Source organism: Williamsia sp. Y712 (assembly GCF_059445525.1).
In genome coordinates, this window is sequence record NZ_JCAIUN010000004.1 from 734,082 (window position 1) to 759,907 (window position 25,826).

The 25,826-nt window shown below is 64.7% G+C and carries 28 protein-coding genes and 1 pseudogene; 15 read left to right on the plus strand and 14 right to left on the minus strand.

Annotation, left to right across the window (positions count from 1 at the left end):
* Positions 1–101 precede the first annotated feature (101 nt).
* Both AC1D75_RS26580 and AC1D75_RS26585 read left to right on the plus strand, forming a co-directional pair.
* On the plus strand, positions 102–716 hold the full coding sequence (locus AC1D75_RS26580) for a TetR/AcrR family transcriptional regulator (RefSeq protein ID WP_495518302.1): 615 nt from the start codon (positions 102–104) through the stop codon (positions 714–716).
* A gap of 82 nt (positions 717–798) precedes the next feature.
* Entirely contained in the window at positions 799–1,704 is a 906-nt protein-coding gene (locus tag AC1D75_RS26585; protein WP_495518303.1) for an aldo/keto reductase, read from the plus strand.
* Positions 1,705–1,782: 78 nt separating this feature from the next.
* Here AC1D75_RS26585 and AC1D75_RS26590 read toward each other — a convergent pair whose 3' ends face one another.
* From AC1D75_RS26590 to AC1D75_RS26600, 3 genes are all read right to left on the minus strand, one after another.
* Positions 1,783–2,688 carry an oxygenase MpaB family protein gene (locus AC1D75_RS26590; RefSeq protein WP_495518304.1) on the minus strand — a complete coding sequence of 302 codons (906 nt, stop codon included), beginning with the start codon at positions 2,686–2,688 and terminating at the stop codon, positions 1,783–1,785.
* A gap of 120 nt (positions 2,689–2,808) precedes the next feature.
* The gene (locus AC1D75_RS26595) at positions 2,809–3,318 is read right to left on the minus strand and encodes an O-acetyl-ADP-ribose deacetylase (protein WP_495518305.1); all 510 of its coding nucleotides are present in this window, start codon (positions 3,316–3,318) and stop codon (positions 2,809–2,811) included.
* Positions 3,315–4,259: an ADP-ribosylglycohydrolase family protein gene (locus AC1D75_RS26600; RefSeq protein ID WP_495518306.1), complete on the minus strand. Its 945-nt coding sequence runs from the start codon at positions 4,257–4,259 to the stop codon at positions 3,315–3,317. The genes AC1D75_RS26595 and AC1D75_RS26600 overlap by 4 nt, the downstream gene beginning before the upstream one ends.
* A gap of 70 nt (positions 4,260–4,329) precedes the next feature.
* On the opposite strand from AC1D75_RS26600, the gene AC1D75_RS26605 reads away from it, so the two are divergent.
* Positions 4,330–4,959, plus strand: a complete 630-nt coding sequence (locus tag AC1D75_RS26605; RefSeq protein WP_495518307.1) for an NUDIX hydrolase — start codon at positions 4,330–4,332, stop codon at positions 4,957–4,959.
* A gap of 9 nt (positions 4,960–4,968) precedes the next feature.
* On the opposite strand, the gene AC1D75_RS26610 is transcribed toward AC1D75_RS26605, so the two are convergent.
* Positions 4,969–6,075 carry an alcohol dehydrogenase catalytic domain-containing protein gene (locus tag AC1D75_RS26610; protein WP_495518308.1) on the minus strand — a complete coding sequence of 369 codons (1,107 nt, stop codon included), beginning with the start codon at positions 6,073–6,075 and terminating at the stop codon, positions 4,969–4,971.
* A gap of 101 nt (positions 6,076–6,176) precedes the next feature.
* Here AC1D75_RS26610 and AC1D75_RS26615 point away from each other — a divergent pair, with 101 nt between their 5' ends.
* The 3 genes from AC1D75_RS26615 to AC1D75_RS26625 all read left to right on the plus strand — a co-directional run bounded on the left by AC1D75_RS26615 (position 6,177) and on the right by AC1D75_RS26625 (position 8,997).
* The gene (locus AC1D75_RS26615; RefSeq protein ID WP_495518309.1) at positions 6,177–6,641 is read left to right on the plus strand and encodes an acyl-CoA thioesterase; all 465 of its coding nucleotides are present in this window, start codon (positions 6,177–6,179) and stop codon (positions 6,639–6,641) included.
* On the plus strand, positions 6,638–7,852 hold the full coding sequence (locus AC1D75_RS26620) for a cation:proton antiporter (RefSeq protein WP_495518310.1): 1,215 nt from the start codon (positions 6,638–6,640) through the stop codon (positions 7,850–7,852). Before AC1D75_RS26615 ends, AC1D75_RS26620 begins: the two co-directional genes overlap by 4 nt.
* A 113-nt stretch (positions 7,853–7,965) precedes the next feature.
* Positions 7,966–8,997 (plus strand): hypothetical protein, encoded by a 1,032-nt coding sequence (locus AC1D75_RS26625; RefSeq protein WP_495518311.1) that lies wholly within the window; start codon positions 7,966–7,968, stop codon positions 8,995–8,997.
* Positions 8,998–9,018: 21 nt separating this feature from the next.
* On the opposite strand, the gene AC1D75_RS26630 is transcribed toward AC1D75_RS26625, so the two are convergent.
* On the minus strand, positions 9,019–9,768 hold the full coding sequence (locus AC1D75_RS26630) for an alpha/beta fold hydrolase (RefSeq protein WP_495518312.1): 750 nt from the start codon (positions 9,766–9,768) through the stop codon (positions 9,019–9,021).
* 84 nt (positions 9,769–9,852) lie between these two features.
* Entirely contained in the window at positions 9,853–10,731 is an 879-nt protein-coding gene (locus tag AC1D75_RS26635; protein ID WP_495518313.1) for an SDR family NAD(P)-dependent oxidoreductase, read from the minus strand.
* A 116-nt stretch (positions 10,732–10,847) separates the two neighbouring features.
* Here AC1D75_RS26635 and AC1D75_RS26640 point away from each other — a divergent pair, with 116 nt between their 5' ends.
* Positions 10,848–11,501, plus strand: a complete 654-nt coding sequence (locus AC1D75_RS26640; protein ID WP_495518314.1) for a TetR/AcrR family transcriptional regulator — start codon at positions 10,848–10,850, stop codon at positions 11,499–11,501.
* Here AC1D75_RS26640 and AC1D75_RS26645 read toward each other — a convergent pair.
* A complete protein-coding gene (locus tag AC1D75_RS26645; RefSeq protein ID WP_495518315.1) occupies positions 11,461–11,880 on the minus strand; it encodes a CoA-binding protein in 420 nt (139 codons plus the stop codon). The genes AC1D75_RS26640 and AC1D75_RS26645 overlap by 41 nt on opposite strands.
* Before the next feature lie 56 nt (positions 11,881–11,936).
* On the opposite strand from AC1D75_RS26645, the gene AC1D75_RS26650 reads away from it, so the two are divergent.
* Positions 11,937–12,464, plus strand: a complete 528-nt coding sequence (locus AC1D75_RS26650) for a DUF1697 domain-containing protein (protein WP_495518316.1) — start codon at positions 11,937–11,939, stop codon at positions 12,462–12,464.
* Between the two features lie 18 nt (positions 12,465–12,482).
* On the opposite strand, the gene AC1D75_RS26655 is transcribed toward AC1D75_RS26650, so the two are convergent.
* The 3 genes from AC1D75_RS26655 to AC1D75_RS26665 all read right to left on the minus strand — a co-directional run bounded on the left by AC1D75_RS26655 (position 12,483) and on the right by AC1D75_RS26665 (position 15,049).
* Positions 12,483–13,283 carry an ABC transporter permease gene (locus AC1D75_RS26655; protein WP_495518317.1) on the minus strand — a complete coding sequence of 267 codons (801 nt, stop codon included), beginning with the start codon at positions 13,281–13,283 and terminating at the stop codon, positions 12,483–12,485.
* 32 nt (positions 13,284–13,315) lie between these two features.
* Positions 13,316–14,170 (minus strand): ABC transporter ATP-binding protein, encoded by an 855-nt coding sequence (locus AC1D75_RS26660; RefSeq protein ID WP_495518318.1) that lies wholly within the window; start codon positions 14,168–14,170, stop codon positions 13,316–13,318.
* A 213-nt stretch (positions 14,171–14,383) separates the two neighbouring features.
* On the minus strand, positions 14,384–15,049 hold the full coding sequence (locus AC1D75_RS26665) for a response regulator transcription factor (RefSeq protein WP_495518319.1): 666 nt from the start codon (positions 15,047–15,049) through the stop codon (positions 14,384–14,386).
* 201 nt (positions 15,050–15,250) lie between these two features.
* Here AC1D75_RS26665 and AC1D75_RS26670 point away from each other — a divergent pair, with 201 nt between their 5' ends.
* Positions 15,251–16,450 carry a sensor histidine kinase gene (locus tag AC1D75_RS26670; protein ID WP_495518320.1) on the plus strand — a complete coding sequence of 400 codons (1,200 nt, stop codon included), beginning with the start codon at positions 15,251–15,253 and terminating at the stop codon, positions 16,448–16,450.
* A gap of 9 nt (positions 16,451–16,459) precedes the next feature.
* On the opposite strand, the gene AC1D75_RS26675 is transcribed toward AC1D75_RS26670, so the two are convergent.
* Complete coding sequence (locus AC1D75_RS26675) at positions 16,460–17,152, minus strand: GntR family transcriptional regulator (protein ID WP_495518321.1); 693 nt, start codon at positions 17,150–17,152, stop codon at positions 16,460–16,462.
* Between the two features lie 138 nt (positions 17,153–17,290).
* Between AC1D75_RS26675 and AC1D75_RS26680 the strand changes: the two genes are divergently transcribed.
* From AC1D75_RS26680 to AC1D75_RS26705, 6 genes and pseudogenes are all read left to right on the plus strand, one after another.
* Positions 17,291–18,520, plus strand: coding sequence for an NRAMP family divalent metal transporter (locus tag AC1D75_RS26680; RefSeq protein ID WP_495518322.1), 1,230 nt, complete (start codon positions 17,291–17,293; stop codon positions 18,518–18,520).
* A 25-nt stretch (positions 18,521–18,545) separates the two neighbouring features.
* Positions 18,546–19,301 (plus strand): LamB/YcsF family protein, encoded by a 756-nt coding sequence (locus tag AC1D75_RS26685; RefSeq protein ID WP_495518323.1) that lies wholly within the window; start codon positions 18,546–18,548, stop codon positions 19,299–19,301.
* Positions 19,298–19,927, plus strand: a complete 630-nt coding sequence (locus AC1D75_RS26690; RefSeq protein ID WP_495518324.1) for a 5-oxoprolinase subunit B family protein — start codon at positions 19,298–19,300, stop codon at positions 19,925–19,927. Before AC1D75_RS26685 ends, AC1D75_RS26690 begins: the two co-directional genes overlap by 4 nt.
* Positions 19,924–20,799, plus strand: coding sequence for a 5-oxoprolinase subunit C family protein (locus AC1D75_RS26695; RefSeq protein ID WP_495518325.1), 876 nt, complete (start codon positions 19,924–19,926; stop codon positions 20,797–20,799). The genes AC1D75_RS26690 and AC1D75_RS26695 overlap by 4 nt, the downstream gene beginning before the upstream one ends.
* A gap of 45 nt (positions 20,800–20,844) precedes the next feature.
* Positions 20,845–21,633, plus strand: a complete 789-nt coding sequence (locus AC1D75_RS26700; RefSeq protein WP_495518326.1) for a putative hydro-lyase — start codon at positions 20,845–20,847, stop codon at positions 21,631–21,633.
* A 64-nt stretch (positions 21,634–21,697) separates the two neighbouring features.
* A pseudogene (locus AC1D75_RS26705) lies at positions 21,698–22,276 on the plus strand (TerD family protein).
* Positions 22,277–22,296: 20 nt separating this feature from the next.
* On the opposite strand, the gene AC1D75_RS26710 reads toward AC1D75_RS26705, so the two are convergent.
* From AC1D75_RS26710 to AC1D75_RS26720, 3 genes are read right to left on the minus strand one after another with little or no spacing between them, the layout of a single operon-like run.
* The gene (locus AC1D75_RS26710; RefSeq protein WP_495518327.1) at positions 22,297–23,931 is read right to left on the minus strand and encodes a dipeptide ABC transporter ATP-binding protein; all 1,635 of its coding nucleotides are present in this window, start codon (positions 23,929–23,931) and stop codon (positions 22,297–22,299) included.
* A complete protein-coding gene (locus AC1D75_RS26715) occupies positions 23,928–24,830 on the minus strand; it encodes an ABC transporter permease (protein ID WP_495518328.1) in 903 nt (300 codons plus the stop codon). The genes AC1D75_RS26710 and AC1D75_RS26715 overlap by 4 nt, the downstream gene beginning before the upstream one ends.
* Positions 24,823–25,824: an ABC transporter permease gene (locus tag AC1D75_RS26720; protein WP_495518329.1), complete on the minus strand. Its 1,002-nt coding sequence runs from the start codon at positions 25,822–25,824 to the stop codon at positions 24,823–24,825. Before AC1D75_RS26720 ends, AC1D75_RS26715 begins: the two co-directional genes overlap by 8 nt.
* Between the last annotated feature and the right edge of the window lie 2 nt (positions 25,825–25,826).

The following is a 25,826-nucleotide window of genomic DNA, read 5'->3' on the forward strand; positions in this document are numbered from 1 at the left end:
GAGAACTGCACCACAACGCCCCATTTCTGGTATACAAAACAGCATGGCCGTGGTGAACTATGAGTTCACTTCAGTTTTGGATACTTAAGGAGCAAGGACGGATGTCAAGCAGTACTGAAGCGGGCGCCGCTGCAGGGTCGCCTGCCCTGTCCAGCGCTCGTAGCATCAAATGCCACAACGACGTGCTCACGGCGACCCAGGAACTACTGGCCGAGGGCGGGCTCCGTGCCGCCACGATCGACGCGATCGCCGAACGTTCAACAGTCAGCAAGGCGACGATCTACAAGCACTGGCCGAGCCGGATCGCGGTTGCCGCCGAAGCGTTCAGCCTCGCCGTCCGCGACGCCCTGCCCATACCCGACACGGGCAACATCGTCGACGACCTGACCGAGCACGTCCGCAACGTCAGCATGTTCTACGCCACCCCCAGGGGCAAAGTATTCACCCAACTCCTGGCCGCCTGCGTCGACGACGAGGCCGGTGCGGACTACTTCAAGCGGTACTACCTCGACGGCCGCCGAGAGCTCACCGCCACGCTGTGGCAACGCGCGGTCGAGCGGGGAGAAGTGCACCCTGTCAACGACATCTCCGTGGTGGGCGAGGTTCTGTTCGGACCCATGGCACTGCGGCTGATCACCGGTTCGGCACCCTTCGACGCAGCGCAGGCCGAAGAGTTTGCACGAGTGGTGCTGCACGGACTCCTCAGCGTTCCCTGACACGATCTAGGACAATGGCCTGATGGAGTATATGAATCTCGGCAATTCCGGCCTCAAGATTTCGGCTCTGACATTGGGCTGCATGAGTTTTGGAGCTTCCGGCCAGGGCACGCACGCCTGGACGCTCGACGAGGAAGCGAGCCGCGGCATCATCAAGGCAGCCCTCGAGGCCGGGATCACCACGTTCGACACCGCAAACATGTACTCCCTCGGCAGCAGCGAAGAAATTCTTGGCAGGGCCCTGGCCGACTTCGCATCACGGGAAGACGTGGTGGTCGCGACCAAGGTCTTCAACCGGATGCGCCCCGGGCCCTACGGAGCCGGCTTGTCACGCAAGGCAATTCTCGCCGAGGTCGACAACAGCCTGCGCCGCCTCGGAACCGACTACATCGACCTCTACCAGATTCACCGTTGGGACTACCAGACCCCGATCGAAGAGACCATGGAAGCGCTGCACGATCTGGTGAAGTCCGGCAAGGTCCGCTACATCGGCGCGTCTTCGATGTACGCCTGGCAATTCGCGAAAGCACTGCACACCGCCGAACTCGGCGGATGGACTCGGTTCATCTCCATGCAGGACCACTACAACCTCATCTACCGCGAGGAAGAGCGTGAGATGTTGCCCCTCTGCGCTGATGAGGGCATCGGCGTGATTCCGTGGAGCCCACTGGCCAGAGGTCGTCTGACCCGACCATGGGACGAACAAACCGCACGCACCGCCACCGACGAATTCGGTGCATCCCTGTATTCCGAGGACGACAAGGTGATCGTGGAACGCGTACTGGAGATCGCCGCCACCCGCGGTGTCGCCCCCGCAGCCGTCGCGCTGTCCTGGGTGGCCGACCGCACCACGTCACCGATCGTCGGAGTCACCAGGCCCACACACCTCAGCGACGCGGTGAGCGCACTGGATCTGACTCTCGACGAGGCCGAGGTCAGCTACCTCGAGGAGCCATACCAGCCCCATCGGGTCGCCGGCTTCGTCTGACGTCCCTGAAACCTGGCGAATATTGGGGCGCCGAGGGCAAATAGCCCTCCGCCGCCCGGTATTCGACAGTTTCCAGGGTCAACGGCCGGACGTCGCGACCACCTCGGCCGGATCACCGTGTGCCACCGGACATCCGCGCGGGAAGGTACCGAGGTCCTGGAGCTGGTAGCCATCCGGATACGTCCGGATGTTGGGCAGATCGCGGGCCTGGATCGGCTGCTTGCGAACCGGGAAGAAGCGCACCAGAGCACCGCGCGCCTTCAGTGCCGCCCGTGACAGTGCCCGAACCGGCCGCGGCGGGTGCCGGTAGCCGAACGCGTCGAGTAGCGGATCGTCCATCAGTGATCGAGCGAAGATGTTGATCAACCACTTCGGCGCCTTGTCATTCGGCGGGAAGGTGGTCATCAGGTCCAAGGTCGAATCGGCGACCTTGCGGGCACCGGCGTTGTAGGCGAAGTGCGTGGCCTCGTATTCATCGAGGAACCGGGCGAACTCGGTGTAGTTGCCGGGGATGTCCTTGATCCCCATCAGTGTTCCCAGGCGCCGATAGTAGTTGGTTGCGCCGACCACCTCGTTGTGGGTGAGCTGACGCCATCCGTACTGCTCGATCCACCGCACCGGTGTGACCACAAATGTCGCCAGGACATATCGCATGTCGTCGTTCGAGATGTCGTAGTTGCCGTGCATCTGGTTCACCCGGCGGATCCCGTTGCGTCCCTCGACACTGTCGAATCCGTGTTCAAGAACCGCATCGAGAAGCAGCGTGGTGTCGTCGTAGCGCTTCTGGACCCGCTCGGTGAACTCGCCGGTGTCGAACAACAACTGACCGACCGACGGCACGGCATAGGTGCGGAACAGCGCAAAGCTCAACGCCTGGTTGATATCCCAGGGAAACTCGACCGTGGCCAAGAGCCGGTTGATCTGCTCGAAGTCCCGCTCGGGATCGAGTTCACCGGTCTTCTTGCGTAGTGCATACCGCCTCATTGGCTCCCCTTCTCTGGCCGTCTGACTCCGACCACCTCGAACACCGAACCCCACGCCTGTGACGCAACGCACATCCGACCGTACCGGACCGAGCGGGCGATCGGTCTTTACCCCCTACCTTCAGCCGACAAGGCGCCGGGTCATCTCGGCGATCTCGCGGGAGTACGCGACGAGCGTGACGATGTCGACGCCGACGTCGGCCGTCTTGCTCGCACGGACCTGCTGGGCCACCGCATCGTCGACGGGCCACCCGTAGGCCCCACCCGATATCAACGGGAACGCGATCGACGACGCCCCCAATGACCGAGCCAGCAAGAGGCTGCGCTGGTAGCAACTCCGCAACTGCGCAGATCGGTCTTCTTGTCTGGAATACCGAGGCCCGACGGTGTGAATCACCCACCGCGCAGGCAACTTCCCGGCACCGGTTGCCACCACGGCTCCCACAGCGAGACCGTTCGGAAGGGTGGTTGCGCGCAGAAACCTACATTCGTCGAGAATTTCAGACCCACCCGCGCGGTGGATGGCGCCGTCCACACCCCCGCCGCCGAGCAGCGAGGAATTCGCGGCGTTGACGATGGCGTCTGCGCGAACCTTGGTGATGTCACCCTGGGTGACGTCGATGACTGTCATGATGTTGCCTCCTGCGAGTTCGTGTCGAGGATCTTGTCGGTGAGTGCGCACAGATCTGCGGCCCTTGCTCCCGGGTACCCATGTAGGCCCTCGAGCCAATCGGCGGGGATCGAGGAGATTCCGCGGCAGGCGCCGACCAACCCGCCCGCTATCGCGGCGGTCGTGTCGGTGTCATGGCCGGCCCGAACACACAATTCGAGTGTCTGCGGCAGATCACCGCCGGACCTGTTGATCGCCCACCAGGCCGTCTGTAGGGCGTGGACGACCCATCCGTTGTTGGGAAAGTCTGCGGGCGAGCCGGTTTCGGCAATGTCGAGCAGTGGCGCCCAGTAGTCGCTGGTCGATGCCGGAGCATTGTCCAAGAATTTGCGCACGCCACCGGTCGAACCGGTCAGCACCGCGTGATGGATGCCTGCACTCCACATCTGACACGCCTCGCGGGCACGTACATCGCAATGCGTGAGGTCACTGATGGCGCCGGCGGCTTCGATACAGGCCTCGAGGTCGTCGAGGAATGCCAGTGCCACCGGCGCGGTCCGCATCAGCGACCCGTTACCGCCGGTACGCCCGGACAACGTCGCGGCCGCGGCGGCCATCTCGGCGGCATTGGTGGCGCGAGCCGACAGGACTGTGCGCGTCTGATTGCCGATGTCCGGCGGATTCGATCGATACCATCGCATGAATCCGGCAGCGATGGCGTCAAGGTCGGCCCGCCCGAGCGAAAGCCCTTCCACTACACAGAGCGCCATGGACGTGTCGTCCGTCCACTCCCCCGGGGCCCAGTTGAACGTCCCACCGCCCTTCATGAATATCGGCGTATCCGCTGTGGGATAGGTGAATTCGTAGCCGGCACCCAGAGCGTCACCAGCCGCGGTCCCGGCGAGTACTCCGGCGCAGCGATCCCTCTGCACTTCGGTCAAGTGTTGTTCGATCAGCGTCATCAGATCCTCGCCCTCAGTTAGATCAATATTGAGCTAAAGATTAGCGCACGAATGAGCTAATGTGCAAGGCATGGTGTGGCGAGATTCTGAGGGCAAGACCCTTGACGACTACACACGGCCATCGGTGGCGGTTGATGTGGCGGTTCTGACCGTGCGGGATGATCAGCTCTGTGTGGTGACCGTCGACTCCGACCGTGGACCGTCGCTACCGGGCACATTCCTACACCCGGGCGAGACGCTGCGAGATGCTGCCGGACGGGCTCTGCGAACCAAAGCCCGCCTCATTGACCTCGAGTTCCACCAGCTCGGGATGTACGACGACCCGGACCGCGACGATCGCGGATGGGTTCTGTCCATGGCGCACAGCGCTGCCATCGCCCACGATCGATTGCCCGAGACCGTCGATCTGGTCACGGTCACCGACGGCGTGGCCGACGAAACGTTGGCCTTCGATCACGGCGACATGGTCGCCCAGGCGGTTGCCGATCTGCGCCAACGCTATTGGCCGCTACCCGACCCGGACAACCTCTTGCCCGATCAGTTCACCCTGCTGGAGCTACGCCGACTGTACGAGACGATCTTCTCCGAGGCCTTCCCCAAGGACACCTTCCGCCGCCGGTTCATCGGACAACTCGAGGGCACCGGGCAGCGGTCGTCAGCAGATACCGGTCGACCGGCCGAATTGTTCCGGCGCCGGTGAGATCCCCCGTCAGTCGAAGGTGATGACCTGACGGATGGCCTTGCCGTCGGCAAGCTGATCCATCGCCGAGTTGATGTCCGACAAGGATATTCGTGATGAGATCAGCTCTTCGACCGGCAGTAGTCCATCGCGCCACATCTGCGCGTACCTGGGGATGTCCCGACGAGGCACGGCCGAGCCCAGATAGCTGCCGACCACCGTCCGAGCTTCGGCGGTGATCGTCAGCGGCGAAATGTTTGCCATGGCGTCGGGTGCGGGCAGACCCACGGTCACCGTGGTCCCACCGGCTGCCGTTGCCGCGAACGCGGTCTCGAAAGCCCTTGCGCTCCCCGCACATTCGATGACATACGTCGCCTTGATCTCCTGCTCGGCGATCGCCTGTGGCGTATAGGTTTCGTGCGCGCCGAGCCGGCGTGCGTGTTCCAGTTTCTCGTCCACCATGTCCACTGCGACAATCCGTGAAACACGCTGCGCCACAGCGGTGATGAGTGCCGCCATCCCGACCCCACCGAGCCCGACGATCATGATCGAGTCGCGCATGGTGGGGTTCGCCGCATTCAGGACCGCACCGCCGCCCGTCAGGACCGCGCAGCCCAGGACAGCCGCGACATCCGGCGGAACATCGTTTCCCACAACAACAGCCGACGCTGCGTCCACGACGGCGTGGTCGGCAAACCCGGAGACCCCGAGATGGTGATGCACCAGCGCACCCTGATCGGTCACGCGCCGGCCACCGGCGAGGAGTTCACCGGCATTGTTCGCGGCACTGCCGGGCCTGCAAGGTAATCGGCCGCCGGCCGCGCAACCCTCGCAGTCCTCACAGCGCGGCAAAAAAGACATGACGACTCGTTGCCCGACCGCGAATCCGGTGACGGCAGGCCCGACCTCACGAACGATCCCTGCCGCCTCGTGCCCGAGGAGCATCGGAACGGGTCTGACGCGATTACCGTCCACCACACTCAGGTCCGAATGGCAGATACCTGCCGCCTCGATCTGCACCAGCAGTTCGGTAGGGCCCGGTGGTTCCAGATCGAGCTCACGGATGACGATCGGAGTCGATTCCGCATACGGCCGAGGCCGACCGATCTCCTCGAGGACCGCGCCCCAGATCTTCACGTCAACCCTTTCTCACCCGGCGATGCCCGAACCACCATGCACCCCACCACTATGCACCTCGTAGTCTGCAACGAGGCATTCGCCGCGAGAGAGGCTGGACAGTGACCACATCCGGAACCCCCGTTCCCGAGGACTATCCCGTGCTCTGGCCGATACCGACCCGCTGGGACGACAACGACCACTACGGCCACGTCAACAACGTCACGTACTACTCCTACTTCGACACCGCGGTGAACGCGTGGCTGATGTCGGCCACGGGCACCGACATTCGGCTGCTGCCCGCCATCGGGATCGTCGCCGAGACATCGTGCAAGTTCCTGAGCGAGCTCACCTTTCCGGATCTGCTCCGGGTCGGGATCTCGATCGAGCGACTCGGCAACCGCAGCGTGGTCTACGCGCTGGCCATCTTCGCCGAGCAGGCCGACGGCAGTCTCACACCCGCTGCCACCGGCCGCTTCGTGCACGTCTACGTCGACCGCGACGATCGTGTGCCGGTTGCCATTCCCGCCGAGATCAGAGCCGCGGCCGAGTCACTGACCACCGACCGGGGACGGGAACTGACGTGACGGCAACGGTGGCCACGTCGCTGTTCTGGATTCTGCTGATCGCGGTCCTGGCCCCGTTGATCGCCGGTCTCATACCCGGAAAACGGATCCCCGAAGTCGTCATCCTGCTGGTGGGCGGCATCCTGATCGGCCCTCACGCCCTCGATTTCGCCACCGACGGGTCAGCGATCGATTTGCTCCGCGAACTCGGTCTCGGACTGCTGTTCCTGCTCGCCGGCTATGAGATCAAGACCTCCGAGGTGGCAGGCCGGGAAGGACGCCGAGCGCTCTACACGTGGATCTGCTGCCTGGCATTCGCCTTCGCGATCACGTTCGGCATCGGCATGACCACCCTGGTCACCGCCGAGAGTGCGGTGGCGATTGCCATGTGCTCCACCGCCCTTGGCACGTTGCTGCCGATCCTGCGCGACACCGGGATGTTGAACAAACGACTGGGCCAGACGGTCCTGAACCACGGCGCGTTCGGTGAACTCGGTCCGGTGATCGCGATGGCGGTACTGCTGGGCGCACGCGGATCATTGAAATCGGCAATCGTGCTCGCGGTCTTCGCAATTGCCGCAGTGACGGTATGGCTCCTGACCGAGAAGTTGCTACAGCGCCAACGCTGGCTGACGAACCTGATCTCAGCGGGTTCGCACACCACCGCGCAGACCACCGTCCGGATCACCATGTTGTTGTTGGTCGGGTTGATGGCACTGGCCTACGCATTCGACCTGGACACCATCCTCGGCGCATTCGCCGCCGGTTTCATCCTGCGACGCATCCTTCCCGACGGCGACGAGATCTTCGAACACAAGCTCGACGGGATCGCTTTCGGACTGCTGATCCCCATCTTCTTCATCACCTCGGGCATGACGATCGACGTCTCGGCCGTGGCAAGCAAGCCCGGACTCCTTGTCGCTTTCATCCTGATGATCCTGATCGTCCGCGGATTCCCGGTGTTCATCTCCACCCGATGGGACCGCGGCAACTCGGGCAACGAGCCGCCGCTGTCCACCGGTGAGCGGGCGCAGATAGCGCTCTACTCGGCGACCGGATTGCCGATCATCGTCGCGGTCACAGGTGTTGCGGTGTCCGCCGGGCACATGTCGGACGGCAACGCATCGGTCCTGGTGACGGCGGGCGCGCTCACGGTCCTCCTACTGCCGCTGGCCGCGACGATCATCGGTTCGCGCGGAAACAAGACGGGCGTCGACCAGACAACGGTGTGAGGGGCCCATCGCCCCGGTCGTCCCGACTCTGTCGGCCATATCGTCCCGACTCTGTCGGCCATGTCGTCCCGACTCCCGGCACGCGGTCTCCCGGATCGGGGATAATGGTGCAGATGGTGTACGTCTCGGCGATCGTCGGTTTTGTGGTGTTGTTTGCCATGACCGCGCTGGCCTTCGTCGGCACCGAGTGGATCAGGTCGATCGATTGGTCCGACAAGTTCCGGAGGGCGGCGCTCCCCCGCGCCGACACCGGATCCTCGACGTCGCCCTCATCCAAGCCCGACGACCCCGCGCCGCAGCCCAGGCCGGTACCCGGTGAAGGGCTGACCGGGCTGACCGGGCTGGCGAAGAGCACCACTACGCCCTACTGGATCAATCACCTGGGCGGCCCGCGGCCAGGCAACGCGACCTGCATCCGTTTCGCGTTCATCGCGGTTGACACCTGGCGCGGTGACCCCGGCCGCATCGACCTCACCAACCTGCTGGACCGAGACGCGGGTATGGCCGACGACTGGGCAGGCCGCAGCGATGAGGAGCACTATCCGCGCCTGCTGCGGCGGCAACTGCGCCAGCCGCATCTGTCGCATGACGACCAGACGACGATCGATGAGATGCGCTCACATCCGATCGGCAAACTGGCCTACTTTGCGTGCTCGACCGCAACCGCGATCGAACTGAGTGCTTCGTGGCGCCACGACATATTCGACGACAAGATGATCCGAGTCGACCTCGACGCCGAAGTCGCCGAGGTCAGCCGCAGCTGCGCACGGCTCCGCGATTCTGTCGACAAACTCGGGCCCCTTCCTGACGGCGACCTCGGCGATGACCCCGACATCATCGCAATCCACGTCGGCCGGGCCCAGGTCCACGACGAACGGCTCGGCCTACTGGTCCAGCGGTTGCGGGCGTTCGCCCGTTACCGCGCCGGCATCGAACAGGTGGATCGTCAACTCGCCAAACTGGAATGGGTCATCAACGTCGGCACCGAAGACGATTCCGACGAGTATCTTGTTGCAGCCGAAGACGAGCTGGGATCAGAGCGCCTGGATCAGGCGGCGCAGGAGTTCGACGCGGTCTCCGGCGCGATCATCGAGAGCATGCTCACCGACGCGAAGAAGTTGTCGCGAATCGTGCGTTATTCGTAGGCGGCGCTGTTCTACGGACGTCTAGCCCCGCAAGAAGTCCGTCACCAACCGATTGAACTCGGCGGTCCGGTCGCGGTGCACACTGTGACCGGCATCGATCTGACCGAAACGCCCGTCGGGCAACGCCTCGGCCAGACTCACCAGGTGCCGCGGCGGCAGGAAACTGCGCTGACCACCTGAGACCACCAACGTCGGGAATTTGAGCTGCGACAACGACTCCCACCAATCGGTGTCGACCGCCTCGAACTGGCGGGCCACGATGTCCGACATCCGGTGATCGAACCGCAGCACCGGGCTCGGATAACGAACTGTCGACCACAGCCCACGCAGCCGGTCGGCGATACCGCTGAAGGGCACGATGTGCTCGTCGACGTCGGCCTGATCACGCGGCATCGGCGGGATCTCCTCGAGCACCAGCTTGCCGATACGCGCCGGGTCGAGGGCCGCGAGCCGAATCGCGGTCTGGCCACCGAGGGAATGGCCGATCACGTCGATTTCGTCGACGCCGAGTCCGTCGAGCACAAAGCTCAGATCATCACGGAAGTCATCGAGCAGATACGACGTCGATCGCGAGCTGCGGCCGTGCCCGCGCTGGTCATACGTGATGACCGTGCGGCCATCCGCGCGAAGCTCCCGGGCCAGCGCTCGCCACGTCTGGTGATCGCCGCCCATTCCGTGGACCAGCAACACCGGTTTGCCGGTCAGCGGACCGGAGGTTCGCACAGCAAGCCGAACCGCCCCGGGTCCGTCGGTGCGGGTCAAAGTGTTCACCGGTGACAGGGTAGTCACCTTCCCCTGACTGCCCGATGACCCTGCGGTCGGGCCGAGTGAGTCTGCTGCCTTCGGCGAGACTGTTCAGCCGGGGGGTACCGGTATCGCATCCTCCGCCGCGCGACTCACTGCTTCCCACTGCCGCCACGTGTCGACCTTCTCCTGCGCTGCAGCCACGGCCGCGTCGAGTACTGCGCTGCCGAAGATGATGCGCCGCGGCGGTCGGGGAGAATCAACCACCGCGATGAGTGCGTCGGCAGCGCGCCGCGGGTCACTGTCGATACTGCTGCCCGCACTCTGCATCTCCAACTCGGTCCGCAATGCCGCGTACTCCGGCATCGGGGTCGACATGCTCATCGCGTTGTAGAGCTCGGTCCAGTAACCGCCGGGTTCGATGATCGTGACGTCAACTCCGAAGTGCGCAGCCTCGGCGGCCAGCGCCTCACTGAGTCCTTCAAGGGCAAACTTGCTCGCACTGTAGACCCCGCTGCCCGGACCGCTCATCACGCCACCGATGCTCGAGATCTGCACCAGATGCCCTGCTCGTTGCGTGCGGAAGACTGACATCGCAGCCTGACTCACCCACAGGGCACCAAAAAAGTTCGTGTCGAACTGTGCCCGAACCTCGTCCTCGACGAACTCCTCGACGAATCCGTAGGCCATCGTGCCTGCGTTGTTCACGACGATGTCGAGCCGCCCGAACTGTTCGACCGCCCGCTCGAAAGCCGTGAACACTGACGCCCGATCCGTCACGTCGGCTGCGATGCGCAGGATGCGCTCGGGGGCGTGTGGGAGATCCGCGGTCTCGATCGAGCGCGACAGAGCCACGACGTTGTCGCCCCCGGCAAGCGCCGCCGCGGCGAACTCCCTGCCCAGTCCGCGACCGGCACCGGTGATGAGCCAGGTGCGCGCGGCGCGGGGTGGATCGGCCGAGTGTCCCCCGGTGGTCGGCGTGGATGTCATGGCAGAATCCTCTCCGTAGGCAAGACGGTGCGTCTCGTCTCGTTCCGATGACAATGCCTTGATCCACCTGCCGTGTCAAGACGGACCGTCTCGTCTTAACCAGATATCGTCGCGGCATGACCTCGTCCGAGCGCCTCCGATCCCATGCGACCCGGCGCAACCCGGCATCCCGCAAGGCGATCCTCGAAGCTGCGTTCGACCTCGTCACCGAGTTGGGTTACGCGAAGCTCACCATCGAAGCGATCGCCACGCGAGCCGGGGTCGGGAAGCAGACGATCTATCGATGGTGGCCGTCAAAGGGAGCAGTACTCCTCGACGCATATCTGGCGCGCACCCAGGGCGATACCGAAAACCCGGCTGCCCTCCCCGACACCGGGGATCTCGAAGCGGACCTCGTGATGGTGCTGCAGGCAACCGCCGCAGAGTTGCGAAGTCCAACATTCGCCGCACCCTTACGAGCGCTGACCGTGGCAGTACTCGAAGATCCGGAACTCGCGAAGGAATACGAGAGCAGGCTTGATCAACCCATGGGTGAACTGAAGAGGGAGCGCCTACGTTCGGCGCAGCGCGCCGGTCAGCTGCCGATGACCCTCGACCTCGACGTGGCCGTCGATCTGCTGTTCGCCCCGCTGGCCCAACAGTGGTTGCTCCGTGGGGAACCCCCGAGCGACGACTACGCACGAAACCTCGTGGCGACCGTCCTCTCAGGCCTCCGGAACACCACGCGGCCTACTTCGGTGCGTCCAGCCCCACTCGACGCCGCTCGATGATCAGGCAGCGGTTCTCGACGTAGAGCAGGCCGGCTTCCTCGGCGATCTCTCGAGCCTCCGCCGACACGATCCCCAGTTGCAGCCACAGTGCCGTGGCGCCGGCGGCCACCGCCTGGCGGGCGATCTCCGGGGTGTCCTCCGATGGGCGGAACACGTCGACCAGACCCACCTGCTCGGGAATATCGGCCAAGGTTCGGTAGACCTTCTCACCGAACAGCTCGTCTGCCTTGGGGTTCACCGGGATGATGCGCCATCCGTGCTTCTGCATGTTCACCGGTACCTTGTGCGCGGGCTTCTCCGGGGACGCACTGGCACCAACAACGGTAATGGTCTTGTATGTGGAAAGGATTTGCTCGACCACTTCGTCTGTATCAGCCATACACGCGATCGTAGAGGTCGGGCCCCGACCGGCGTCAGTGGTGTTCAATCGACGGCATGGCACAACGGGTGGTTCTCATTCGCGCGGTAAACGTCGGTGGCGCCAAGCTGCCGATGGCCGAACTCCGAGAGATGGCAGCCGACCTGGGCGCCACCGACATCTCGACCTACATCGCCTCCGGAAATCTGCTGTGCACACCGCCCGACGATCCCGCCGCCTTCGACCGCGCGCTCGAAGTGGCAATCACCAACCGCTACGGCTACTTCCGCGAAGTCATCAGCAGGTCGGCCGACGATCTCGCCGCCGCGTTGGCCGGGCATCCGTTCGATGTCGTCGAGCCGAAGTACTCGTACGTCTACTGCCTCACCGCGGTTCCGGAACCAGCCGCGGTCGCAACATTCCACAATCGCGATTTCGGCGACGACGTGTTCGAGGTCATCGGCGACAACCTCCACATCCGCTACGACGCGGGAGCTGGGACGTCCAAACTCACCGCCCCGGTCATCGCAAAGGGCTTGGGTGTCCAAGGAACCGGACGCAATCTGCGCACCGTCGAGAAGTTGATCGAACTCGCCCGGAAATAGCCACCGCCACAACGTTTCTTACCCCGCCGTGATGTCCCGGCGCGACATCGTCAAGCCGATCACGCCCACACACGCCGCAGCATAGATCGCCAGCGTTGTCAGAGTCTGCGCCTGGGACAACGCACCTGGCCGCTCCGGCTGCACCAACGACCGCATGACCAACCCGGGGAACCAGCGCTCGGCCCACTCGCGATTCTCCGCGAGGACGTTTTCGACGGGTCCGAACCACAGCAGGCAGACCCCGAGTGCGATGGGTGTCGACTTCACCAGTACCGCAACCGTTGTGCCGATCAGGGCGTACATCGCCACGAACACCAGCAGCCGGCCGTAATCTGCCAACGCACTGCCGAGCGCATCCGCCCCGAACCAGCCCGCGGTGTCGACGTCCACCGACGGTGCCACCACCGCCGCGGTCAGCGCTCCGACGATCAATGCCACCGCCATCAACACCGCGGCCAGACTGATTCGTGCCACCAACTTTCCGGTGACCAGTGACAACCGGCTCGGCTGGCGGGTCAGCGCGGCCCGCAATGTGCCCCGGCTGATCTCATTACCCATCGCGGCCGCGAATGCCGCGACCACCAGCACGGTGGCGACGCTCATCGATGCGATCACCGCAGCGGTGGCACCGCCCGAGCCGACCAGCGCTTCGAGGGACACGCTTGGCCCGTCGCCGCTGCGTCCGAAGGGTTTGGCAGCCTCGATCAGCAACCAGGTGGCCAGCACGCTGAACACCACGGTGGTGATGCCCAGGCCCGCCCACAGACGGGGCCGGTTCAGCAAGATCCATTCGGACCGAAAAGAATTCAGAAGATTCATCGCAATGCCTTTCAGGAGATTCTCTTCAGATGTCAGATCGAGGACGTGTCAATCAAATTGAGATAGCGGGCCTCGAGATCGGCACGCCGGTGGTGTAATTCGGCCAGGACAATTCCCGCGGCGTGGGCCCGGACGTTGATCTCCGCGGCCAACTGTCGGGCATCGACGTCGTCGGCGAGGGCGATGATCAGGCCTGTCCCGTCACGGCTGATCTCCAGACCCGTCGCCTGTGCGATGGCCTCGAGGTCGTCGAACCGGGACTCGTCGTCGGGTGCCAGAACCAGTGCGTCGGCCGTGGCACCCAGCGACTGCGGCGTTCCGGCGTGGACGACTCCACCGTGGTCCAGGACCACCAACCAGTCACAGACCTGTTCTAGTTCGGCGAGCAGATGCGATGAAACGACAACTGTGCGCCCTTGCGCGGAGATGCGTCCGATGAGGTGACGGACCTCTTGCATGCCTTGGGGATCCAGGCCGTTGGTCGGCTCGTCGAGTATCACCAGCTCGGGATCGCCGAGCAGAGCAGCTGCAATTCCGAGGCGCTGCTTCATCCCGAGTGAATAGCTACCGAAGCGGTCCTTGCCCCGATCCCCCAGGCCCACCAGGTCGAGTAGCCCATCGACCCCATCGGTGGCCTGTCCGGACAACACCGCCAGCGACCTCAGATTGTCCCGAGCAGATACAGCGGGGTGAAATGCCGGCGACTCGATGAGCGCGCCGACGCGCGGAAGATACTGCGCGCGTCGATGAATCGGCGCGTCAAGAACGGTTCCGTCACCATCGCTGGGTTTGACGAGGCCGAGCAACATCGCCATCACAGTGGTCTTTCCGGCGCCGTTCGGCCCGATCAGACCCGTGACCGACCCGGCAGGCACCGTGAAGGACACATTGTCGACAGCGGTTCGCGTTCGATATCTTTTCGTGAGCCCCTGTACCGAAACTGCTACGTGCGCAGTTGGATTCGGCGACTCCAGTACTGACGGTCCATCCTGGATGACTGTTGTTGATTCCATACGGACAACGATGCCGTTGCCTGCACCCGAAGTCGTCGGCCTGATGTGGACATCGGCACTACGTCAGGTGTGCAGTGCCCGCCATGCTCAGATACGGACCAACCCGTGCCGGTAGGCGAACACCACCATCTGCGCCCGGTCACGGGCCTGGAGTTTGGTCATGGCCCGGCTCACGTGGGTGCGGACCGTCGCATTGCTGACGAACCATTGGGCGGCGATCTCATCGTTGGACAACCCGGCCGCCACCAGTCGGACCACCTCGAGTTCGCGCGTGGTGAGCAGATCGACGACGGCATCGGGCGCAACAGCGGCAGACGCCACGGCGGGTTCCTGGGCGAACACGGTGATCAGCCGTCGTGTCACCCCCGGCGACAACAGCGCCTGGCCTGCGGCAATGACGTGCACCGCCTGAATCAATTCGGCCGGGTGGGTGTGTTTGACCAAAAAACCGCTGGCACCGGCACGCAGCGCCTCGAACACGTACTCGTCGATTTCGAAGGTGGTCAGGATCAGAACCTTCACGTCGGCGAGGTCGTCGCGGGCGGTGATCTGGCGGGTCGCCTCGAGTCCGTCGCAACCCGGCATCCGGATGTCCATGATGATGACGTCGGGTCGCACGTCGATGCACACCGCGACCGCTTCATCTCCGTCGGCGGCCTCCCCGACCACCTCGATGTCGTCCTCGGCGTCGAGCAACGCGCGAAAGCCGGTCCGTACCAGGAGCTGATCATCAGCCAGTGCCACCCGAATCATGTAACCCCGGTTCCGCCTGCCGCCTGCTCGGTGGGTGCTCGTTGCCTGCCCCGAGCGTAACCATCCACCGATCGCGGTGACCGCATTCGAAGCAGATCTCCACACCTGACGTACAGAATCCACTCGACGCATCGCACCGCCCTATGCGATCTCAACGGTGAACCGACGTGAGCCGTACCGAACGACTCTACGATCGGCCAGGTGGACGTCAGATGGTCGAATCGTGTGCGCGAACTCGGAATGCGCGAGTTCGGGGTGCGCGAGTTCGGGGTGCGGGGGTCCGATCTGGCACTTGCGCTGGTGGTGATCATCCTGGTCATCGTCGGCAGCTCCGTCGGACACACCGGTACGGACGGACGGCCGATCGACGGTCTTGCGATCACACTCGGGATCATCGGCGCTCTGTCGCTGGCCCTGTCCCGCCGATATCCACAGGTGATGATCGCTCTCGCCGCCGGTGTGGTCTTTGTCTACCTCGCTCGGGGATACCCGGGTGGCCCAGCACTTTTGGTCGGCCCGCTGTCCATGGCCCTGGCCGGGTACCGGGCGCCGCGCACGACCGCACTCGTGGGTGCCGCCGTCATGTCGGTTGCGGTGATCGCCGGACGATGGATCGGTGCCGGAACGCTCGGGACCATCGGAATCGCCGGTCCGGCGTGGGCTTTCACGCTGGCACTGGCGGGCATCGTGCTCTGCGCGCGTACCGAACGGGCTGCGGCACAGCGGGAACGCGATGAGTTGCGCCGCAGGCAGGCGATGACCGATGAGCGCCTGAACATCGCGCGAGACCTGCACGATTCGGTCGCCCACGCGCTGGCCACCATCAATGTGCAGGCCGGTGTCGCGGCGCATCTACTCGACAAGCAACCGCAACAGGCGAAACCGGCCCTCGAGGCGATCCGGGCGGCCAGCAGTGAAGTACTCGATGAGCTCGGCACCATGCTCGAAGCCTTGCGGGACCGCGACCAATCCGCGCCACTGGCGCCGGCACCGACACTCGGACAGGTCGACGGCCTGATCGACCGCGCCCGTGCAGACGGCTTGGCGGTGAACTACGAAACCGAAGGCGACACCGCTGCGGTGCCATCGGCGATGGGAGTCGCGGCGTATCGCGTTGTCCAGGAATCACTGAGCAACGTGCGCCGCCACGCGGGTGCATCGCCGGTGGTCGAGGTCTCGGTGACGGCGCATCCGCCCCATCGGCTCGAGGTGAGCGTGTTCGACGACGGAGGCAGACCCGGCAGCACGAAAACTGTTGCACCGCAGCCGGGTACCGGACTCGGCATCATCGGGATGACCGAACGGGTCGAATCCAGTCGGGGCACACTCGATGTGGGAGTCGGCGCCCTGGGCCGCGGCTATCGCGTCGTCGCCCGCTGGGACACCACGACGAGCGACTGACCCGACAGTTCAGTCGAACTGCGTCAGCAGATGCGCTTCGGCATCGAACAGATAGCGGTCCATCGCCGCAGCCGACTCCTCGACGGCGCCGACCGCCATCAGATCCACGATTTCGGCGTTCCGTTCGACGTAACGGGTGTGGAAATCACGCGCCGACGCGCTTCGGAAGAACACCAACCGCATTTCCGCCAGCAGCAGGTTCATCTCCACGTCGAGGCGGTTGCTCTGCGCTTGAGCCACCACAGCGCGATGGAAGTGCTGGTTCGCCGTCGCCACCGCATCGCCGTCACCCGCGGCGATCGCGACCCGCCCCTCGTCCACTGCCGCAGCCATCGCGGCCAGGTAGGGCGGCGCTCCGCGACCCACTCGGATCGCACCCGACTCGATGACCCGGCGCGCACGGTAGACATCCCGCACGTCGTCAGCGCCCGGCGTCCGGATGAGAACGCCACGATTGGGGACCCGCTCGAGTATCCGTTCGGAAACCAGCTGGCTGAGCGCCTCGCGGAGGGTATTGCGCGAGATCCCGAGCGCCCGGGCGATCGACTCTTCCGGTAGTCGGTTCCCTGACCTCAGGCGACCTTCGTCGACCTGGGTACGCAAGACCGCTGCGGCCCGCTCGGCGGACGAAGTGCGGACCACCTCCCCGCGGGCAGCAACCAGCACACCGAGCACGTCGTCCAATCCAGACTCGTTTTCCACATCAGGAGTCTACGAGAACGTAGGATTGCGGGATTGTTGAACAATCCTTAGCGCTGAGGAAACATTCTCGAAACATTTGAATACGACGCTGAGGACACCCCCAAGCCCGTCGGGGTCCGCCAAACCGAGGAGAGTTCCATGGCAGACACGCCTGCCACCACCCAGAACAGCACTGAGAAGGCGGTCGACGCCAAGGGCGGGCGCGCCGCGCTGCTCGGCGCAATGTTCCTGATGGCCACCAGCGCCATCGGGCCGGGCTTCATCACCCAGACCACCAAGTTCACCGTGCAACTCGGTGCCGCGTTCGCGTTCGCCATCCTGGTCTCGATTCTCATCGACATCGCAGTTCAGCTGAACGTCTGGCGGGTCATCGGGGTCGCCGGGAAACGTGCCCATGAACTGGCCAACGATGTCGTTCCCGGTGCCGGCTGGGTCCTGGCCGGCCTGGTCGTCCTCGGCGGCCTGGTGTTCAACATCGGCAACATCGGCGGTACCGGTCTGGGTACCGACTCGATGTTCGGACTCGAACCCAAGATCGGCGGCGCCGTCTCGGCGGTGATCGCCATCGCCATCTTCCTCAGCAAGCGGGCAGGCGTGGCCCTGGATCGGATCGTCGTCGTGCTCGGTGCGGCAATGATCCTGATGACCGGCTACGTCGCGGTCGTGTCCGGACCACCGGCCGGAGACGCCCTGCGCAACATGGTGATTCCCGAGGAGATCGACTTCCTGGTCATCACCACCATCATCGGCGGAACAGTCGGCGGTTACATCACCTATGCAGGCGCGCACCGACTACTCGATTCGGGTTTGACCGGACCGGGGCACATCCGCGAGATCAGTCGCACGTCGATCATGGGCGTCATCGTCACCGGCATCATGCGCGTCTTGCTCTTCCTCGCCATCCTGGGCGTGACCGCAGGCGGAGTCCAACTCGCAGAGGGCAATCCGACCGCATCGGCCTTCGAATCCGCACTCGGCGACATCGGGTTACACGTCTTCGGTGTGATCCTGTGGGCGGCCAGCATCACCTCGGTCATCGGGGCCGCGTACACCTCTGTCTCCTTCCTGACGAAGAGCGACACCACCGCGCGCACCCGGAACCAGCTGACGGTCGGATTCATCGCGATCTCCACCGTCATCTACCTGCTGATCGAGACCACACCGGTCAAACTCCTGATCTTTGCCGGTGCGTTCAACGGCATCATCCTGCCGCTCGGGTTCACAATCATCTTGTGGGTCGCCTGGCGCCGACGTGACCTGCTCGGTGGATACCGCTACCCGACATGGCTTCTGTCCATCGGAGTGATCGCCTGGTTGATCACGCTCTACCTCGGCTACGAGTCGCTGACGACCTTGGGAGACCTGTGATGACGACGACCTTGGGAGACCTGCGATGACCATCGACCTCAACAGCGACATCGGTGAATCGTTCGGTCGTTGGGACCTCGGTGACGACGAGGCCATGCTCGATGTGGTCACCAGCGCCAACATCGCCTGCGGCTTCCACGCCGGCGATCCGAGCACCATCTCGCGTACCGCGGGATGGTCCGTCGACCGGGGGGTCCGGATCGGGGCGCAGGTCGCCTACCGCGACCTCGCCGGTTTCGGCCGTCGATTCGTCGACGCCACCCGCACCGAACTGACCGACGACATCGTCTACCAGATCGGCGGCCTGCAAGCGCTGGCCGCTGCCGTCGGCGGACGCGTCACCTACGTCAAACCCCATGGAGCGCTGTACAACACAGCCGTTCACCATGAAGAACACGCGCTGGCACTGGTCGATGCGATCGCGGCACTCGACCCTGATCTCGCCTTGCTCGGCCTTCCCGGTTCCCGGCTCCTGACCCTCGGTGAGGAACGCGGCCTGCGCGTCGTGCGGGAGGCGTTCGCCGATCGCGGATACACCGCGGCCGGAACGTTGGTGCCGCGCAGCGAGCCAGGAGCGATGCTCGACGATCCGGCTGCCGTGGCCGCCCGGGTGTTGCGCATGGTGACCGACTCGGTGGTCGAATCCGTCGACGGGACAGATGTCGCCATCGACGTGGACTCGATCTGCGTACACGGAGATTCACCTGCTGCAGCACAGATGGCAGTGGCGGTCCGTGAGCTGCTGGCAGCCGAAGGTGTCGAGGTGAAAGCGTTCACATGAACCTACTCGCCTACGGCGATCGGTCGTTGATGGTCGAGGTGGACACCACCGATGAGGCGATCACCTGGACCTCCGCCCTCGGCAACGCAGCGCTGCCCGGCATCGTCGACATCATCCCCGGCGCGCGCACGGTTCTGCTTGTCACCGACTCACCCACCCGGCTACCCGCAATCCGTACCGCCGTGGGCTCACTGTTCCCCGCGCCGGCAGGCACCCCGACGTCCGACGCCGCAGCCGGCGAACTCGTCGTGGAAGTACCGGTCATCTACGACGGCGCCGATCTCGAGGAGATCGGTCGGCTCACCGGGTTGTCGACCACCGAGGTCGTCGCAGCGCACACCGGCCAACCGTGGAAGGTCGCCTTCGGCGGATTCGCTCCCGGTTTCGCCTATCTGATCGGCGGAGATGCCCGGCTCGAGGTCCCCCGCCGGGACGAACCGCGCACCAGGGTTCCGGCGGGCGCGGTCGGGCTTGCCGGAGAGTTCAGCGGCATCTATCCGCGTACATCACCCGGCGGCTGGCAGCTGCTCGGTCACACCGACCTGACCATGTGGGACGCCACCCGTGAACCCCCCGCGCTCCTGCGCCCGGGGTGTTCGGTGCAGTTCCGGGAGGCCGGGCGATGAAGGCATTCGATGTTCTGGCCACCGGCCCACTGAGCACCGTGCAGGACCGGGGACGACCGGGTTTCGCCGCACTGGGCGTCGGCAGATCGGGTGCGGCCGACCGGCACGCCCACGCGTTGGGCAACCGTCTCCTTGGCAATCAGGAGGGCGCCGCCGCACTGGAGGTGACCCTCGGCGGTTTGTCGCTACGGGCACAACAGGATGTCTGGTTGGCGGTCACCGGTGCCGACCTGGATGTCCTGGTGGACAAGGGATCGGGCGCACATCCGGCCGGAATGAACGCGCCGTTTCGAGTCCTTCCCGGCGACGTGGTGACCCTCGGCATGGCCCGCGCCGGACTACGCGCCTACCTCGCCGCACGTGGCGGATTCGACGTTCCCGAAACGCTGGGGTCGTGCAGCACCGACACCCTGTCCGGACTCGGTCCCGCCCCACTGGCCGTCGGTGATGTGCTCGAACTCGGGCCCCGACCCGGCGATCTGGCCGAGATCGATGTCGCAGCGGTGGCGACGCCGACAACCGGTGAGGTCGAACTCCGATTGCATCGCGGTCCACGAGACAACTGGGTCGACGACGCCGACGATCTGATCCACACCCGCTGGCAGGCCTCCGACCGCAGCGATCGGGTCGGGATGCGTTTGAGCGGCAAGGCATCCGGGCTCACACATCGCGATCCCGGGAGGCAACTACCGAGCGAAGGTATCGTGCGCGGCGCCATCCAGGTGCCACCGAGCGGCGAACCGGTGATCTTCCTGGCCGATCATCCCGTCACCGGCGGGTATCCCGTGGTCGCGGTTGTTGTCGACGACGATGTCGATCGTGCCGCACAGATACGGCCCGGCCAGCACATCAAATTGCGATGGAGCAGATAAACCCCGCCCCCTGCCACGACCTGCACGCCCCGAGGAGGGACAACGATGATCGACCCAGCAAAGCTGAATCCGGAGCAGGCCCGCGCGATGTTTCGAGACGGTCTGATCACCCCGACCGCCGGATGGGCTCCCGGCTGGACGCAGGCCAACCTCATCTCACTGCCCCGCGCCGACGCCTACGACTTCTTGCTGTTCGCACAGCGCAACCCGAAGTCGTGCCCGGTCCTCGACGTCATCGATGCCGGAGCAGTGACCGGCCCGCTCCTCGGCGAACGCAGCGACATCCGCACCGACGCGCCGCTGTACCGCGTCTACCGTGGCGGTGAAATGGTCGACGAGACAAACGATGTCACCCCGTGGTGGCGCGATGATCTGGTGTCGTTCCTCATCGGCTGCAGCTTCACCTTCGAGGCCGCCCTCATCGAGGCCGGTGTACCGGTGCGTCACATCGAGCAGGGCAAGAACGTGCCCATGTACAAGACGTCGCGACGATGCCGGCCGGCCGGGAGCATCTCCGGCCCCCTGGTGGTCTCGATGCGACCGATGCCGGCCGAGCATGTCGCCACTGCCGTTCGGGTGACCTCGCGATATCCCTCGGTCCACGGCGCACCGGTCCACGTGGGCGACCCCGGCGCGCTCGGGATCACCGACATCGCCGCACCGGACTTCGGCGACGCCGTCGAGATCCACCCCGGCGAGATCCCGGTGTTCTGGGCGTGCGGTGTCACCCCCCAGGCAGCGGTGATGGAATCGCGCCCGGATCTGGCGATCGGCCACGCTCCCGGACACATGGTCGTCACCGACGCCCGTGACAGCAACTATCTCGTTCCCTGACCATCGGTAGGCTGGACACGACTGATCACGAGAAAGACGCAACTGCGAAATACGGAGGATCAACATGTCGGTGAGCCTGGCCAAGGGTGGAAATGTATCGCTGAGCAAAGAGGCCCCCAACCTGACGGCGGTGACCGTTGGGCTCGGTTGGGACGTCCGTGTCACCACCGGAGCCGACTATGACCTCGACGCCAGCGCACTCGGAATCGACAGCAACAAAAAGATTCTCGACGATTCGTAATTTGTCTTCTACAACAACCTCAGATCCCCCGACGGCGCCATCGAGCACACCGGCGACAACCGCACCGGTGAGGGCGAGGGTGACGACGAAGCGATCAACGTCGACCTCAAGGCGCTCAACCCGCAAGTCGATTCGATCATCTTTCCGGTGACCATCCACGATGCCGATACGCACGGTCAGAGCTTCGGCCAGGTGCACGGCGCCTTCATCCGCGTGGTCGATCGTGCCGACGGCCGCGAACTCGCCCGCTACGACCTCAGTGAGGACGCCTCCACCGAAACCGCGATGGTCTTCGGCGAGATCTACCGCCGTGGCAGCGAGTGGAAGTTCCGCGCCATCGGGCAGGGCTACGCATCGGGTCTGGCCGGCATTGCCCGCGAATACGGCGTCAACATCAGCTAGGTCAGGGTTTCGCTGCCACGTCAACGCAGCGCGATCTTCTCTCCCCGGATGGCCTTCTTTCCCGGAATCGCATTGATGAGTTCTTGGGTGTACTCGTGCTGCGGATGGTCGAAAACATCTGCGATGCGGCCGGTTTCGACGATCCGACCCTTTCGCATCACCGCGACCCCGTCGCTGATCTGCCGGACCACGGCAAGGTCGTGGGAGATGAACAGGTAGCTCAACGAATGCTCCTTCTGTAACGCTGCCAGCAGGTCCAAGATCTGCGCCTGTACCGAGACGTCGAGTGCAGACACCGGCTCGTCGAGGACGACCAACTGTGGATTGAGCGCCAGGGCGCGAGCGATCGCCACCCGTTGGCGCTGCCCGCCGGACAGCTGCGCCGGATGCCGGGACAAATACGTGTCCCCCAACGCAACCTGGTGGAGCAGTTCGCGCACCTTCTCGCGCCGATCCTTCGCCGTCCCGATTCCGAAGGCCTGCAGTGGTTCGGCGACTATCTTGTCGATGGTGAGCTTGGGATTCAACGATGCGTACGGATTCTGGTGGACGAGTTGCACGCTGCGACGCAGGGCCCGCAACTCCTTGCCTCGCACCGACGAGATCTCATGACCCTCGAACCCGACCGTGCCAGCCGACGCGGCCTCGAGGCGGGCCACGATCCGGGCGGTGGTCGATTTACCCGACCCGGACTCCCCCACGAGTGAAAACGTCTGGCCCCTGCGCACTTCGAACGAAACGTCATCGATGGCGAGCAGGGAGCTGCCGCGTCCGACGCGGAAGGTCTTCGACAGATTCCGGACCGACAGCAGCGCCGGGCCCGCATCTGTTGCCCGAGGTTTGCGTGGCACCACCCGCGCCACCGCGGTCATGCTCGGCGCCGCGGCGAGAAGTTTGCGTGTGTAGTCGTGCTGAGGATCGGTGAGTACCTGCTCCGCTGAACCGGTTTCGACGATACGTCCCTCGCTCATGACGACGATGCGGTCCGCTCGATCGGCGGCGACACCGAGGTCATGGGTGATCAGGAGCACGGCCGCACCAGTCGCGGCGATGCGCTCATCGAGATGATCGAGGATGCGGCGCTGCACCGTGACGTCGAGCGCACTGGTCGGTTCGTCCGCGATGATCAGATCCGGCTCGCAGGCCAGGGCGATACCGATCAGCACCCGCTGGCGCTGTCCACCGGAGAGATCCTGTGGATACTGCCGCATCCGGAGTTCGGGATTGTCCAGGCCGGCCTCGGTGAGAATGCGCAGCGCCTCGATCTTGGCCCGACGCCGGTCGGCGCGCCCATGGATGCGTAATACCTCGGCCACCTGATCGCCGATCCGGGTCACCGGGTTCAACGAGGTCGTCGGGTCCTGCGGCACAAGTCCGATGTGTGCGCCGCGGATCTTCTCCAGTGCCCTTTCCGGTGCGTTGTCGATCCGGTTCCCCCTGAAGGACACCGACCCGGCCGTGATCCGCCCACTTCCCGACAGCAGCCCGATGACGGCATGTGCGGTGGTCGATTTGCCCGATCCGGATTCACCGACGATCGCGACGACCTCACCGGCAGCGACGTCCAGATCGACACCGTCGACTGCGTAGCCGGCGTCGGATCCGTACTGAACGTGTAAACCTGAAATGCTCAGTACAGGTGGTGGATTGGTCATCGGGACCCGCCTCGATCAAGTTGATGGCCGACGCGGTGGGCCGATAGCACGACCGCGATGATCACAAACCCGGGAAGGGTGGTCATCCACCACGCCACGGCCAGATAGTTGCGACCTTCGGCGATGAGCGACCCCCACTCGGGAGTCGGTGGCGCCGCCCCGAATCCCAGGAAGCTCAGGGCGGACACCGCGAGGATCGCCATTCCGAATTCGACTGCGGCCAGCGCGATCACAGGCCCGTATGAATTGCGCAGGATGTGGCGCAGCAGCACCGTCGGCCAGCGGACGCCGGAGGCAAAGGCCGCCTCGACATACGTGGCGCGGCGAACCCGCAACACCTCCGACCGAGTGACGCGCGCAAAACTGGCGACCATCGCCACCCCGACCGCGATCGCGACATTGACCGTCCCGAAGCCGAGCGCGGTGACCAGCGCCAAGGAGAGCAGCAGCGCCGGGATCGACAGCAGCACATCGACCACCCGCATCAGGACCGCATCGATGATGCCGCCGATCGAACCGGAGAGCAGACCGATGAGCGTGCCCACGATCAGCGCGATCCCGACCGCCAAGAGCGTTGCGGTCAAGGACAGTCCAGATCCGTGGACAACCCGGGTGTAGACGTCACGACCGATGTTGTCGGTGCCGAACCAGTGCTGGGCGCTCGGTGCCTCGAACTTGTCTGCCGGAACACCGGTCAACGGATCGCCACTGGCGAAGACCGAGGGGAACAGTGCGAACCCGATGACCAACAGCAAGACGATGGCCGACAACGCCAGCACCGAATGCTGCAGGATGGTCCGGGCTCCGAACCGTCGGGGCGGGGGCGGCTGATCCGGCGGGCGCGCCACCTCGGCCTCGTGGTCCCGGATCTCGTTGTCGGCGAGTATGAGGTCAGACATGCGCGGCCTCCTTCTCGGTTGTGTCGGACGCCGCCACATCGGTGGTCGGCGTCTTCTTCCGGAACGTCTCGACGATCCTCGGATCGATGAGTGGATACAGCAGGTCGACGATCAGATTGATCAACACGAACGCCACCGTCGACATGACCACGATGCCGAGCACGACCGGGATGTCCTGGGCCATCACCGACGTCTGCATCAGGCGTCCGACACCGGCACGGGAGAAGACGGTCTCCACGACCACCGCGCTGGCGACCAAATTGCCGAACAAAACGCCTGCGATGGTCAGCGCCGGGATGCTGGCCAGCCGCACGACGTGATGCGTCACGACCCGAAACCGTCCCGCTCCCTTGGCCTGTGCTGTCTCCACGAACGGCTGCCGCCACGTGGTACCCATACTCGAGGCAAGGACCTGAGCGATCACCGCACCGGTCGGCAGAGCCAGCGTGATCGCCGGCAGCACCAGCGTTGAAAACCCACTGTCCCCGAACGCCGGGAAGATGTGCAGGTTGAAGGAGAAGACCTGCAACAACATCAGCCCGACCCAGAACGTCGGGACCGCAACGCCCAACGGCGGCAACGCCTGCAGCGCGGTACGCAACCACCGGGCCCGCGTATAGGTGGTCGCGAAGGCGATCAGCCCACCGAAGAGCAGTGCCAGGCTCAGCGCGCTCACCGCCAATGCCAGCGTGTTCGGCAGCGCGTCACCGATCGCGGTGGTGACCGGCTGCCCGGTCGAGATGGAGGTACCGAAGTCGCCACGGATCGCGTGGGTGAGCGAGGTCCAGTACTGCGACAACAACGACTGGTCGAGTCCGTATCGGGCCTGCAGATCCGCAACGGCCTGCTGATCCACCGGTGTCGCCGAATTCCCCTGTACCGCAATACTGACCGGATCGGATGGTAGCGCGAAGAGAATCAGGAAGGCCACGGTGAACGATGCCCAGAGGACACCGACCGCCTGCAGGGCCCGCAGTCCGATATAGCGGATCACGA

Bases quoted from the DNA above. Each gene is read 5' to 3' on its own strand.
- AC1D75_RS26580 (WP_495518302.1), top strand. From the start codon at position 102: ATGTCAAGCAGTACTGAAGCGGGCGCCGCTGCAGGGTCGCCTGCCCTG.
- AC1D75_RS26595 (WP_495518305.1), bottom strand. From the start codon at position 3,318: ATGACAGTCATCGACGTCACCCAGGGTGACATCACCAAGGTTCGCGCA.
- AC1D75_RS26655 (WP_495518317.1), bottom strand. From the start codon at position 13,283: ATGAATCTTCTGAATTCTTTTCGGTCCGAATGGATCTTGCTGAACCGG.
- AC1D75_RS26605 (WP_495518307.1), top strand. From the start codon at position 4,330: ATGGTGTGGCGAGATTCTGAGGGCAAGACCCTTGACGACTACACACGG.
- AC1D75_RS26685 (WP_495518323.1), top strand. From the start codon at position 18,546: ATGACCATCGACCTCAACAGCGACATCGGTGAATCGTTCGGTCGTTGG.
- AC1D75_RS26710 (WP_495518327.1), bottom strand. From the start codon at position 23,931: ATGACCAATCCACCACCTGTACTGAGCATTTCAGGTTTACACGTTCAG.
- AC1D75_RS26690 (WP_495518324.1), top strand. From the start codon at position 19,298: ATGAACCTACTCGCCTACGGCGATCGGTCGTTGATGGTCGAGGTGGAC.
- AC1D75_RS26650 (WP_495518316.1), top strand. From the start codon at position 11,937: ATGGCACAACGGGTGGTTCTCATTCGCGCGGTAAACGTCGGTGGCGCC.
- AC1D75_RS26680 (WP_495518322.1), top strand. From the start codon at position 17,291: ATGGCAGACACGCCTGCCACCACCCAGAACAGCACTGAGAAGGCGGTC.
- AC1D75_RS26585 (WP_495518303.1), top strand. From the start codon at position 799: ATGAGTTTTGGAGCTTCCGGCCAGGGCACGCACGCCTGGACGCTCGAC.
- AC1D75_RS26645 (WP_495518315.1), bottom strand. From the start codon at position 11,880: ATGGCTGATACAGACGAAGTGGTCGAGCAAATCCTTTCCACATACAAG.
- AC1D75_RS26715 (WP_495518328.1), bottom strand. From the start codon at position 24,830: ATGTCTGACCTCATACTCGCCGACAACGAGATCCGGGACCACGAGGCC.
- AC1D75_RS26590 (WP_495518304.1), bottom strand. From the start codon at position 2,688: ATGAGGCGGTATGCACTACGCAAGAAGACCGGTGAACTCGATCCCGAG.
- AC1D75_RS26665 (WP_495518319.1), bottom strand. From the start codon at position 15,049: ATGATTCGGGTGGCACTGGCTGATGATCAGCTCCTGGTACGGACCGGC.
- AC1D75_RS26640 (WP_495518314.1), top strand. From the start codon at position 10,848: ATGACCTCGTCCGAGCGCCTCCGATCCCATGCGACCCGGCGCAACCCG.
- AC1D75_RS26700 (WP_495518326.1), top strand. From the start codon at position 20,845: ATGATCGACCCAGCAAAGCTGAATCCGGAGCAGGCCCGCGCGATGTTT.
- AC1D75_RS26635 (WP_495518313.1), bottom strand. From the start codon at position 10,731: ATGACATCCACGCCGACCACCGGGGGACACTCGGCCGATCCACCCCGC.
- AC1D75_RS26695 (WP_495518325.1), top strand. From the start codon at position 19,924: ATGAAGGCATTCGATGTTCTGGCCACCGGCCCACTGAGCACCGTGCAG.
- AC1D75_RS26600 (WP_495518306.1), bottom strand. From the start codon at position 4,259: ATGACGCTGATCGAACAACACTTGACCGAAGTGCAGAGGGATCGCTGC.
- AC1D75_RS26625 (WP_495518311.1), top strand. From the start codon at position 7,966: ATGGTGTACGTCTCGGCGATCGTCGGTTTTGTGGTGTTGTTTGCCATG.